The sequence below is a fragment of the Hydrogenophaga sp. genome (assembly GCF_026125785.1).
Classification (GTDB): domain Bacteria; phylum Pseudomonadota; class Gammaproteobacteria; order Burkholderiales; family Burkholderiaceae_C; genus Hydrogenophaga.
The window spans coordinates 40,427-52,295 of sequence record NZ_JAHCKL010000028.1 but is presented as its reverse complement, the minus strand read 5'-3'; the positions used below and the strand labels follow the sequence as shown (position 1 = coordinate 52,295).

General features: G+C 63.9%; 12 protein-coding genes. 2 read left to right on the top strand and 10 right to left on the bottom strand.

The features are described from left to right. The 3 genes from KIT53_RS18820 to KIT53_RS18810 form a co-directional block, all read right to left on the bottom strand. Nucleotides 1-224 (bottom strand): helix-turn-helix domain-containing protein (locus KIT53_RS18820; RefSeq protein ID WP_297755903.1); only part of this gene is annotated, 224 nt, incomplete at its 3' end. Between the two features lie 83 nt (nt 225-307). After that, on the bottom strand, nt 308-1,081 hold the full coding sequence (locus KIT53_RS18815; RefSeq protein WP_297755901.1) for a DUF2285 domain-containing protein: 774 nt from the start codon (nt 1,079-1,081) through the stop codon (nt 308-310). A 310-nt stretch (nt 1,082-1,391) separates the two neighbouring features. Further along, nucleotides 1,392-1,739 (bottom strand): DUF2958 domain-containing protein, encoded by a 348-nt coding sequence (locus tag KIT53_RS18810; protein WP_297755900.1) that lies wholly within the window; start codon nt 1,737-1,739, stop codon nt 1,392-1,394. Between the two features lie 215 nt (nt 1,740-1,954). Between KIT53_RS18810 and KIT53_RS18805 the strand changes: the two genes are divergently transcribed. Next, nucleotides 1,955-2,248, top strand: a complete 294-nt coding sequence (locus tag KIT53_RS18805; RefSeq protein WP_054161359.1) for a helix-turn-helix transcriptional regulator — start codon at nt 1,955-1,957, stop codon at nt 2,246-2,248. Between the two features lie 239 nt (nt 2,249-2,487). On the opposite strand, the gene KIT53_RS18800 is transcribed toward KIT53_RS18805, so the two are convergent. The 5 genes from KIT53_RS18800 to KIT53_RS18780 all read right to left on the bottom strand — a co-directional run bounded on the left by KIT53_RS18800 (nt 2,488) and on the right by KIT53_RS18780 (nt 9,119). Beyond that, nucleotides 2,488-3,885 carry a UvrD-helicase domain-containing protein gene (locus KIT53_RS18800; RefSeq protein ID WP_150359716.1) on the bottom strand — a complete coding sequence of 466 codons (1,398 nt, stop codon included), beginning with the start codon at nt 3,883-3,885 and terminating at the stop codon, nt 2,488-2,490. Next, on the bottom strand, nt 3,878-5,605 hold the full coding sequence (locus tag KIT53_RS18795; protein WP_150359715.1) for an AAA family ATPase: 1,728 nt from the start codon (nt 5,603-5,605) through the stop codon (nt 3,878-3,880). Before KIT53_RS18795 ends, KIT53_RS18800 begins: the two co-directional genes overlap by 8 nt. A gap of 264 nt (nt 5,606-5,869) precedes the next feature. Continuing rightward, complete coding sequence (locus tag KIT53_RS18790) at nt 5,870-6,079, bottom strand: hypothetical protein (protein WP_150359714.1); 210 nt, start codon at nt 6,077-6,079, stop codon at nt 5,870-5,872. 62 nt (nt 6,080-6,141) lie between these two features. Continuing rightward, nucleotides 6,142-8,211, bottom strand: a complete 2,070-nt coding sequence (locus KIT53_RS18785) for a ParB/RepB/Spo0J family partition protein (RefSeq protein WP_150359713.1) — start codon at nt 8,209-8,211, stop codon at nt 6,142-6,144. An 80-nt stretch (nt 8,212-8,291) separates the two neighbouring features. Then, nucleotides 8,292-9,119 carry a DUF932 domain-containing protein gene (locus KIT53_RS18780; protein ID WP_150360004.1) on the bottom strand — a complete coding sequence of 276 codons (828 nt, stop codon included), beginning with the start codon at nt 9,117-9,119 and terminating at the stop codon, nt 8,292-8,294. Between the two features lie 521 nt (nt 9,120-9,640). Between KIT53_RS18780 and KIT53_RS18775 the strand changes: the two genes are divergently transcribed. Beyond that, complete coding sequence (locus KIT53_RS18775; RefSeq protein ID WP_150359712.1) at nt 9,641-10,306, top strand: hypothetical protein; 666 nt, start codon at nt 9,641-9,643, stop codon at nt 10,304-10,306. Nucleotides 10,307-10,334: 28 nt separating this feature from the next. Here KIT53_RS18775 and KIT53_RS18770 read toward each other — a convergent pair whose 3' ends face one another. Together KIT53_RS18770 and radC are read right to left on the bottom strand one after the other, a co-directional pair. Continuing rightward, nucleotides 10,335-10,685, bottom strand: a complete 351-nt coding sequence (locus KIT53_RS18770; protein WP_150359711.1) for a DUF2958 domain-containing protein — start codon at nt 10,683-10,685, stop codon at nt 10,335-10,337. Between the two features lie 276 nt (nt 10,686-10,961). Beyond that, nucleotides 10,962-11,471 (bottom strand): DNA repair protein RadC, encoded by a 510-nt coding sequence (radC, locus tag KIT53_RS18765; protein WP_047289094.1) that lies wholly within the window; start codon nt 11,469-11,471, stop codon nt 10,962-10,964. Nucleotides 11,472-11,869 lie beyond the last annotated feature (398 nt).

Genomic DNA, 11,869 nt, shown 5'->3' with positions numbered 1-11,869 from the left:
TCGAAGCTGCGGTCGGCCGCCCAGGCGTCGAGGTCGGCCACGGCGTACATGACGCGCCGGCCGAACTTGCGAAAGCGCGGGCCGCCGCCGATCACGCGCTGCTTTTCCAGCGTGCGCGGCGACAGGCGCAGGTACTCGGCGGCTTCGTCGTTGGTGAGATAACGCTGCGGCTGCGCGGCAGCGGTCGAGACAGTGGCGGCAGGCCGCAAGGGAGCGGGACGCATGGTGTGAACCTCCATCGGTTGAAAACGCCCGGCCACACAGCGCGACCGGATGGAGGCAGTCTCAAGAAAGGTCAGGTTTGCAATCAGGGCCGTCTTGCATCGGTTGCAGGACGGCCCTTCTCAAGCGGCGGCAGTTCTGCTAGGCGGCGGTAGCCGCCGCGCATCAGTTCGTCGCCGCGCCGTACCAGGCGGCGAGTCTTGGCGCGCAGCCCGCCGTCGCTGTACCAGTGCGCGGCGACGGCGTCGGCGCCGAACAGCCCTTCGGCCACCTCGCGCAAGGACGCGCCCGCCAGGGTCGCGTCGAGCGCCTGCAAGGTGTGCAGTTCCAGTAGTGCGGCGAGTGTCGGCCGGGGCTTGGCATCGGCCAGGTTGGAGCTGGGCTCACGCTCTCGTGCAGGCGCGGCAGCGCCGCCGCGGTGGGCATAGGCGACAGCCATGCCGTCCTCCAGGCCGGGCGCCAGCGTGAAGCGCGCGCATCGGCCGGGGCTGCGCGCGATCAGCGCCAGCCCTTTGCCGTCATGCAGCAGTTGCTTGTGCCCCGGGATGCGCCAGAAAGCAAAGGCCGTCCCATCGGGCGGTGGATCGGCGTCGGGATGGAGCTGCACCACGGCAGCGTGGCCGGGCAGCCAGGCCGGATGCGCGTCGCGCGCATCCAGCTCGGGGTCTTCCAGCAGGCGCAAGCCCCAGCAATGCGCCGCGTCCTGTGCCGCCTGCGGCCGGCGATGACGGCGCAGCCAGTCGAGCCGGTAGTCGGGGTGCCTGCGCAGGTACTCCCAGGCGAGCGCAAGGTCGTCCAGATGCAGCGCGTACAGGTACGCGGCAGTCGGATACCAAGGCTCGGCGCTGCGATCGACCATGACGCAACCTCCCTGCGAACAGGACGGGCCGCCACGGAAGAACTACGCGCTACATCGGTATCGTCAGAACGTCATGGGTTAAAAAGATGGATGGGGCTGTCAAGACCGATTGGCTCCGATGCGTTGTGGTAGTCGTCTCAATGGCGGGGCAGCAGCGCCCCGGCCGTGGGACGCCGTACAGTCCAGCCTGCCGCAGCCCGCGCGGGGCATCATGTCTATTTGGATCAGACTGGTGCGGCTATGCCGCAAGAATCCCGATTGAGACTTACCCGGTATGGCACCAGACTGAAAAAGTCACAGTGCGCGGGGTTCAGTCCGGGATGGCCCCATCCTGCTCGGCCAAGCGGGTGTATTCCGACAGCGTGCGCGTGGGCCGGAAATAGAGGTCGCGCAGGACGGGCCGATTGCGCGGCCCAACGATACCGGCCAAGTTGGACAGCTTGACGGTGCCTTGCGCCGGCATCCCGATACCCAGGTCGATGAGGCCCCAGGCAGTGTCGCCATCGGCGGGATCGAGCGCGGCCAGCAGCCAAGTCACATGCGCGTCCGGCGTGAACAGCCGAACCACGGGCACCGGGTCGATGGCCCGGCCAGCGGCACGGGCCTCGCCGTTGGCGAGCAGTTGCGCACGGTCGTCCTCGGTGATCAGCAGGTTCATGGCAATGCTCTCCGGCTACACGAATCCGCCAAAGCGTGAAGGCGTACAGCCGTATCGGCGGATTTGTGCATAAGCACGCTTGCGGTTCCGTTACTTCGCGCCTTTGTTGAAACCCGTAAGTGCGGATTTCTGTAGAAGCGTAAAACAGTGGGATTTCTATGAATGAGTTAAAGATAACGTGGTTTTAATTGTGTCGGGAATCGACGCTTCTGTCTATGCAGAAGCGTTCCGTTCAGCCCGGCCGACCGGCCGGCACCGCCACCCATGACGCCGAGTTGGCCCGTGCCTTCGGTGCAGCGGTGCGCGCTCTGCGAAAGGAGCGCGGCATCGCGCAAGAATCACTTGGGCACATGGCTGGCGTGGAGCGTTCCCACATTGGCAAGATCGAGCGCGGCGAGCACATGCCCACGTTGGCGCTTATCTTCAAGATCGCCGGCGCGCTCGAATGCAGCACAGCGGTACTGATGAGCGAGGCTGAAAGCCAGCTCGCAGCAGCGGCCCAGCCGTAGGCGCTGGCCGGGCCGATCCGGCGAAGCCCGGTTCGGCGGCTTCAAGGGGTGCCAAGCATCGCGCGGCGGGGATAGCCCGCAGGGCTTTCCCCTGGAGGCAAGCGAAGCGCGCAGCGCCACAGGCGCGAAGGTGTGAGGGATTGAAGCCGGATGGCCGTGACGGCAAAGACAGCACGGGGCGCAGCCCGAAAGCACGGCGGCGCGAAGCGACGACACGCTCCGCTCGCGAATCTTCGCGACTAGATGCTGGGGACAGGAAGTTGGATGAACCGCTCCGGCGACGAAATCGTCAGTGATCGAGTAGCCCGAGAAATAGCTACATAAAAGAGCTTCGCCTGAGCCTGACGCTCATTGGCGAAGTGGGTAGCGTCAGGAATTACCACATGGTCGAATTCCAGCCCCTTCAATAGCAACGGGGTCGAGAGAGTGCGCTTGGGCAGCCTCCGGCCTGAGTTGCTGACTCGCTGGCGAATGCTGAGGGTCGCCGCTGCCATCGTCTCGGCTCGATCTGCTGCGACTTCGGTCGCTGCTCGTTCGGCATCGCGCCACAGTTCATTGCGGTAGAGCTTCCATCTTGGGCGTTTGCGGGCCAACGTAAACATCTGGGCGACGGCTTCCGCTCCATTGCCAGTGCCCAGGCTAGGCACCAAGTCCCGCATCGCCTGCTGAAGCGCCGCGTCCTCGGGATCAAGCGGCTCACCTTCCACAACCGGTTTTTTGTGGAAGCAGTCCTCAATGAGAGCGGTAAACGCTCGAAGTCTGCCAGCGCCATCAGTCGCCCGATCCCACGCGGATGCGAAATCTCGCAGTCGATTTGCGGCGATTTCCTCGATGGCTTGGTATCCACCATTCGCGGCTTTGGCCAGTCTGTAGCAGATAGTCTTGTTGCAATGGATGGCGGCGAAACTGCCATCCTTGCCATCGATGCCTTCGAACAGCGTTCCCATATCGAAGGCATCATCGGATTCACGATAGCTGATGCGAGGGTCGGCCAAGTCGATGGCTTCGCCACGCATGAGCTTCAATCGGGTCTCGGCGATCCACTGCCCGAGTTCGGGATTCTTGCCGGCCCAGCGGTGCGGTGTTTCAAGTGTCCCAGCAAACGGGAAGCAAGGATGGATCTCGTCGTCCCAGCTCAACGTCGCGCCGGCGAACTCGAAGATTCCCTGCATCGGGTCGCCGAAGATCAAAGTCGGCACGATGTTTGAGAGTTCGACCGCGAGTTGATGCTGCAAGCCGTGGCAGTCTTGATATTCGTCGATCAAGATGCGGTCGTAGGAGGCCGCAATGACTTCACGGACGGCCTTGACCCCGAGGGCGCACGTCGCGCCACGGTAGAGCTGATTCCATTGCTCGCCGGTTTGCGGCATGCCATCAGGCGGTTGAGCCACGCCGGGGAAAGCATGCGCGTAGCGCATGCACCATCCAGCGATGGTATCGACGGCGACGCGCACGTGAGGGATTCCCAAGCGCTTTATGCGCGCTCGAATGGCATGCACGCCCGCGTGCGTGTGGGTCAGGATCAGCGCGCGACCGCCCAAGGCTGCGACATTGGCAATGATCTCCGTTTTGCCATGCCCGGCAGGCGCCACCACTGCTGCGTTGCCCAAGGCGGAAAGTTCGGCGGCGTCAGGCATACAGCCATGCCTCGGCTTGGGTCAGGGTTGTCGCAAGGGGTGAGGCGGGATTTTCCGCAGCAATCCGCCAGACCATAGGCGCCAGGCCCCGACCGATCCTTTGATCTTTGAACCATTTTTTCCGGCCAGCCACCTCGGCAATTGCTTCTCGAAGCCGGGCACCATCCATTTCAGAAAAAAGCTCCCAGGCTGCAAAATTGCCTCTGATCGTTGCTATATCCAGGTCGGGGATTTTGATGTCGAGGTTGTTGTCGATGGCGTCGTCGCCGCGTTCTTCGCGTGCGTAGACCAGCAGCTCTTGAACCAGAGCATCGCTTGCCGCCGAGAAAATGGCCTGCTCGGTGTTGAGTCCACCGCCGTATTCAAAAATGGGAACATCAGCCGCCGCCAGCGCGGCCACAATGGCGGGGGACAAAACCGTATCTGAATCTCGATAGATTGCAGTCGTGTAGCCGAGGCCAGCGAGCGCAAGAGCCATTGATGATGCCTGTTCGCCATTACCGTCGGCGAGCGCAACTCCCAGTTGCTCAATCGGCCGATTGGCATGACGCGCTGGCCAGTTTTCCCGCAGACCAAGAAGAAGGCCAAGCTCCGTGTTTCCTTCAGTCACCAAGATCCGACGGGCGAACATTGCCCTGGGCGTAAAGCGCATCAGCGCACGGATGGAGTCAGGGGAATTCGGGTGAGCGATAGTGGCCGCTCGTCCTGGTCGGGATGTTTGGATCACGCGCAGACTGGTTGCGCCGGCCTCTCCAATTGCGACATCGGAGTGCGTGGTCATCAAGACTTGCCCTGCAGGCTTGCCTCCATCCTTTGCTTTGACTTGATCGGTTTTGAGTTGCGCAATCGCACCGATGATCCGGTGTGGCTCAAGCCCATGCTCGATTTCGTCGATCAGGACGATAGCCCCTTCAGAAATGGCGGATTTCTGGATTGCCAGGGTGGCGAGTCTTCGGGTGCCAAGGCCGGACAATCGAAGCGGCACTCCGCTGTCGTGGAGGGCGATAGAGCCCGAAGAAAGCCCGGATCGCCCAAGCTCCAAGCCGGGCTCATATGCGCCCTCGACATATGCGCCCAATCCTTTGGCAAACCCTTCGGCCAATTCGGCCGTGTCAGCTAACGCTTCGATGTCACCCAGATTGGCACTTGCTCGGGCAGCTCGATACGCGTCTGCGAGACGGGCTGCTGCTTCTTTGTTGTCCCCTGTCAGCCTAGCCAGAACCGATCCTTGGCCCCAAGCCAAATGCCGCGCGTCTTCACCGGCCAACCGAACAAGGCCGAACAGCGCACGGTCACGGTTAGACAACGTGCGGGGTTCCTCGCTCCGATCACATACGAGTTCCCAGACAGGCTCCATCGTGGCGTCAACGGTGAGGCGGACGGTCAACACGGGCTCATCATCATCTTCGGGTTCGTCGCGTAGCTGGCCAGCAGCCGTCCAGCCTCGGATGTAAAGGCCGAGTCGCTCATCCGATTTCAGAGACTTGGAAAGTTCACCGACTGTCGCCTCGATGACGATGGGGCTGGAGGTGTCGCAGGCGAGGAAGTCGGGCTCGGTGAACGAGAACCAGCGAGACGAGAGTGCCGCTTCGGCTGCATCGAGCAAGGTGGACTTGCCCGAGTCACCCGAGCCGATTAAGCAGCAAAAGGAAGAATCAGGCTTCCAGTCCAGCGCGGAGATGCCTCGGAAATTCGATATTTTGAGTTGTCGGATTTGCATGTATCCCCTTTCGATGCACGCCGGGTTGATTTCTATTTTTCAATTTGGAAATAGTATGTCAGGAGGCACATACCCCAGCGCTTTAAACGACAGTTGAGGGTAAACCCGTCATCCCCATTCCTGACTTCAACGTCTCCGCCTGAGTGTCAGCGAAGGCGGAGACGTGGTATTCGGCTTTAACACCGGGCGCGGCCACTGCCGCGCCCGGATTTTGAAGTTCACCGCGCCCAGGACGGAACGACCTGGGCGCGGTGCTGATCGCGGTTATTCCTTCGTCTCGATGAGCCACCACACGGCACGCGGCAAGGCGCAGCCCGTGATGGGATGAATGTCGGTGAGGTCGGCGCAAGCCGACCAGCCCGAGGGCGGGTGGTAGCCGCGCACGTCGCCATCGCCGTGCCAGCGGCGGGCGCGTACCGTGCCGGGGGCGTAGATCGCCGCCATGCGCGGGCTGCTGGTGGTGGTGCGGGTCATGAGGGCTTCTCCTTTCGGCGAAACGCCCCGGTCGAGGCCGGGGCGCTTGCCTTCGACGCGGGTCAAGCGGCCAGTGCCTCGGCGGGTTCATCCGCCATTGCTTCGGCATCGTCCGGGGCGTCCTGCTCCGGGCCTGCCTCCTGCGCGCTTTCCTTCACTGCCTGCTGCGGGCCTTCGGCCTTGAAGATGGCAGGCATCCAGCCCGTGCCATCGGCCAGCCGCTCGGCTTCGCTGGCAATGTCGGCCTTCTTCAACTTCACCAGTAGGGAAACCTGATTGGGCGCGTATTCGCCCACGGCTTGCAGAACTGCCGCCTTCGGAACGTGCTTGAAATAGCCTTCGGCAGTCGGCTGCCACCATGCGGCCATGTCGAGGCCCACGGCCTGCGCCAGTTCCGCGCCGGGCTGGTGCGGCGTGGCGCGGGGCGTCACCACGTCCACCGTGGAAGCCACGCACACGGCCAGCAGCCTCACCAGTTCGTCTTGCGACTTCGCCAGCAGCGCGGCGAACAGTTCGGCGTTGTCCTTCGGCAAGGCTTCGCCCGCCACCTGTTGCAGTTCGCGCAGCGCCACGGCGGCGGGCGATTCCGGCCAGTCCGGGGCCATGCCTTCCAGCCGGTCTTGCACTTTCAGGCTCACGCCCAGCGGCAAAGAATCACGGTTGAGGCCGTAGCGGCGTTCTTGCAAGACGGTCTGCACCATGCCATGCACCACAGCAGCCAGCGCAGCTTGCGGATGCCGTGCGACTTCGATTTGCAGCGCGGCGGTGCGGTGCGCGCTCAGGCGCTGCGCCAGCCGGTCAGACATGGCGGCGCTCTTGGATTGCTCGTCGTCCTCGCCTTCGTCGTCGTTCTCGGCTTCGCCTTCGCTGCCGAATCCTTGGCGCAGCCGTTCCAGCGTGCGCAGCGCCTTGGCCTCGGCCTCGCGCAGCAGGCCGCGATGGATCACGGCCTCGCCGTTGCGGTCGATGGTGACGATGGCACCGGCTGCGGCCTTCACGTTCGCGCCGTAGTCCTGCAAGCCATCTTCCAGCGCCTGCAACTGCTCGCCCAGGGTTTCGCCTTCCTCCTGCAAGGCGTCGGCCTTTTCTTCGTCGTCGGCGTCCATCGCGGCGTCCACGGCTTCACCGATGGCCCGCATTTTCTCTTGCAGCTTTTCGATGCGCTGCGCTTCGCGCTTGTTCGGCTCGCGCCGTTCCCTCGGCGCACGCTGGAAGGCGTGCAGATCGGCATGGGTCACGCCCGGCGTGGCACCCACCCACGCCCAACCCTCGGCGCGGACAGCGGCGGCGATGCGTGCCAGCTTGTCTTGCGCCAGCCGTTCCAGCAGCGCGGCGTCGTTGAGGTACACGCCCGCATCGCCTTCCGCGAACAGGTCGCGGCGGATGCCGCCGCCTGCGGCTTCGTAGCCGTCCAGCCCGACGAAGCGCACCAGCGGATGCCGGTAAGCGTCGATTTCGCGCTCGGTGAGGCGTTCGCGCAGCGCGGACGGTTGGCGCTGCCACTGCGGGGCATCGTAGAACGCAGTTTCCTGCGCGGCGTGGTCGTCGGTAACGGACAAGGCCATCAACTGATCGAGCGTGACGGCATCGGCCCGATAGTCCGCCATCAGGCGCGGCGAGACATTCGCCAGCTTCAAGCGACGCTGCACCACCAGCGGCGTAACGCTGAAATCCGCCGCAATGTCCTCGATGGGTCGGCCTTCGGCCACCAGCGCCGCGAAGGCTTCAAACTGGTCTGCCGGGTGCATGGCTTCGCGCTGCACGTTCTCGGTGAGGCTGGCCGTGCGGGCCGTGCCATCGGCCACCAGCAGGCAAGGCACCTCCCATTCCTTGCTGATGCGGTGCTTCTTCGCCAGCAGCTTGAGCGCTGCAAGGCGACGGCCACCGGCCACCACCTCGTAATGCTCGCCATCACTGGCGGGAATCACGATCAGGTTTTGCAGCAAGCCCACGCGCTGGATGCTCGCGGCCAGCTCGGGGATGGACATGCGCGGGGTCTTGCGCACGTTGCGGCCGGTGGGGCGCAGCACCAGCCGCGACAGCGGAACCAGAATCAGGTTTTTCGTGGGGTCGGCAGCTTCCAGCACAGGGACTTGGATGGCGCGGGCTTCGGTTTGGGTGATGGCGTTCATGGTGATAACTCCTTGCGGTTAGGAAATGCAGCAGCGAAGAAAGCGGCAAGGGCCGCTGCCTGCCCCTGCCGCGTGGGGATTCAGGCTTTCAACTGGCGCAGGCCGTCGGCCAGCATCCAAAGGGCGCGATTGAGGCGCACATCGGAATCAATGCCCTGCACGGGTCGGGTTTGCTGGCGGCGTCCGTTGGCGCTGCGGCCATGCAATCCGCCCTTGGTCAAGTTCTCCTGTGTGCGGTTGAATACGCTCCACAGGTCGGGGCGGCGGTCGTCGAACCGGCGCGGCATCAGGATTTGCGATTCGGTGATGGGCGCGGGCTTGTCCGGGTCGTCGTACTTCAACGCCAGCGCAGCGCGGGCGAACACTTCGGATTCGCCATCGTCCAAAGTGATGCTGCGCATCAGGTCGCGCGATTCCTTCACGCGCTCGAAGCCGCTCAACACCTCGAAAGCACCTTCGATGACGGAACCGGCCACGTCGCCTTTGTGGGGCACGCGCACATCAGCCACTGTGTCACCACACACAAGGCCGTTGCTGCACACGAAGCGGAACATTCCGGCCAGCATCTGATAGCTGCTGGTGCCGTCGTGCGAGTTCAGCAGCACGATTTCGCTAGCCTCCGCGCCGTTGATCTGGCTGGCGTGGCGCAGGCGCAGCATGTGTTTCGTGTGCTCGCGCTTGCCTTCATCGCGCACACTGGTCTGCGTCACCATGAAGGGCTGGAAGCCTTCTTTGCGAAGCTCGGTCAGAACGGCGGCGGTGGGGATGTAGCTGTATCGTTCGGAACGGCTCTCATGCGGGGCGTCCGCGAAAATGGACGGGGCCACCCTGCGAATCTGGTCATCGGACAGCGGGGAGTCGCTGCGCAGCGACGGGGAGCGGGAAGCGAAACGGGATGCGATTTGCATGTCTTTCTCCTGAACAAAAAGGCTGTTGAAGAAAACCGCACACCGGATTCCTAGATTCGGAGCCCAGCCTTTCGGCTGTTCGGTGCGGTCGGCACGAGGAACCCGGTTGGCCCTGTTGCCACCGTCTTTCCTGAGTTCATCGCCCGCGACGGTCAGGAGCGCGCGAACGGGTGCCGTCAAGGAGGCAAGCGCAGGGTTGGTGCGGCCCGCAGGCGCAGCCGAGGACACGGCCCTGCGCGCCTTGACGGCACACGGGCGCGGGCTACAGTCGCGGTGGAGGTGATGAAGTCAGGGGAGACGGCTGGACATGGCAACGGCCTTCCCTGTCTGCCGAATCGCACGGCAAGCGAAGCGCGCAGGCCCGAAGCTGGAAGCCGGGCCGGAGGCGTCAGCCGAGCGGAGCGAGGGAACGATGGAAGCCCGAAGGGGCGAGACACCGCAGGCGGCTCGATGCGCAGCACGACAGCGCGACCGGCCATGTCTGCTTGGCCGGGGACGCACGACTGTCCTACCATCCCCCTATGGAGGAAACCATCATCAACAACGACCCGTTGGAGCACATGCTTCACCGCTCCAATGCCTTGCACGAACGGCTGGATGAATTGCTGGGCAATGCCGAGTTCGATGGATCGCCCCGTGGCGAATCTGCCCTCGGCATGTGCTTGGTGGCTATGGAACATGCGGCGGCAATGCGAGCGTTGATGTCGCTGCGACTGCCCACGTCTGCCGTCGGCCTCATGCGCCTGCAGTTCGAGGCCATGACACGGGCAATGTGGCTGCTCTACGCAGCTAGCGACGCAGCGATCGACAAGTTGCTGGCGCCACTGACGCAGCAGAGCGAACAGGCAGCCAAGAATTTGCCTGGCGCCAGCGAAATGATTGAGCAGATCGGCAAGCGAGTCGGACAAGGCGCGCCGGCAGCCGCGCACCAGATGCTGTTGCACTTCAAGGATGTGACCTGGCACGGCATGAACTCATTCGTGCATGGCGGCATTCATCCGCTTCGGCGCAGTGTCGACGGCTTCCCGGTCGATCTTGCGCTGCAAGTGCTGCGCAGCTCGAACGGTCTGACGACCATGACCGGCATGACGATGGCTGTCCTCACCGGCGATGAAGCCGTGACCAAGCCCGTGAGCAAGATCCAGCCGGCATTCGCCGACTGCCTGCCGGATCTGCTGAAACCTTGAACGGGGCATCTTGCGACGCCCCGCGCAATCACTGAACGATTCGCCCAGCCAGGCGCGCATCGCGCGCATAGGCGCTCAACCGCTTTTCGGCCCGGAAAGACAGGTCACGTTCGATTGGCAGGCCCAGCCCGCCGCGCACGGCCGCCAGTTCGCCCAGGCTGACCCAGCCGATTTCCGGCATCCCCAGGCCCAGGTCGCAAAGACCAAAGGCGTGGTCGTGGTCGTCGGGATCAATCTCGGTCAGCAGCCAGGTCGCGCCGGCATCCGGCGTGAACAGCTTGACCACGGGCGCCGGATCGAAGTCCGGGTTCTCCAGTGATTTGCAGCCATTGGCCAGCAGCACGACGCGCTGCTCGTCAGTGATGAGTGCGTTGTTCATGGTGAACTCCTGAAAGGTTGCCGGGCGGAGTTGCCCGACCCTTCCGGGGCACGGCGCAGCGCAAGCAGTCAGGGGTCAACGACGGCCGCCAGGACGCAAGCGCCATCGGCGCGCAGCCCTTGACGGCGAGCACGCCGTGGCACGATGAAGGGAACAGCAAGACCGCCTCCCTTGCACCTTCACGTTCCCCGGTTCTCGGCAAGCGAAGCGCGCAGGCCCGCGCGGGCCGGAGTTGCGCCACCGGACGCAGCAAAAAGGGGGCCGAAGCCCCCTTGGTCAGATCAGGCCGCGTTCGGCGAATGATGTGGTGTTGCCGCCCGCGACGATGATGTGATCCAGAATGCGAACGTCCACAAGTGCCAGCGCCTCCTTGAGCCGCTGGGTCAGTGCCCTGTCGGCCGCGCTCGGCTCAGGATTCCCGCTCGGGTGGTTGTGCGAAACGATGACCGCCGCCGCATTGAGCCGCAGCGCCTGCTTGACCACTTCGCGCGGATACACCGATGCGCTATCGATGGTGCCTCGAAACATCTCGGCATATTCGATCAAGCAATGGTGCGTATCCAGGAACAGCACGGCGAACACCTCGTGCTCGAACCCAGCCAGCTTGGCGCGCAGGTACTCCTTGACCGCCACCGGCGAACTGAATGACGCACCGCGCTGCATCTTGTGCTCGATAGCCTGGCGCGCGGCCTCCAGAATCTGGTCAGTCGTCGCCAGCAGGTAGCGGCCCTGCGCATCACGCACCATCAGTGAGGTATCGAACGAGGAAAAAGACAGTTGCGACATGATCGTGCTCCGGTTGCTTGGGCGGAATTGCCCGGAACCGTCGCCAGCACGGCGCAGCGCAAGCAGTCAGGGGTCGCAGACGGCCGCCAGGACGCAAGCGCGCACAAGCGCGCGCCGCCCTTGACGGCGAGAACGCCGTGATATGGTGAAGGGAACAGCAAGACCGCCCACACCCCGCCCACTGCACACACCCGCCGTTGAGCAAGCGCAGCGCGCAGGCCCAACAGGGCCGAAGGCGTCAGGGATCAAAGCCGGATGGCCGCGATTCGGCACGAAGCGCGGGGCGCAGCCCGCGAACCCGACGGCGGTACGCCGGGACGCAACATCCAAGTACCACATCGAACCCGCTCCACTACGCCGCAGCAAGTTGTCCCGATAGGTATTGAACTTCACCATGT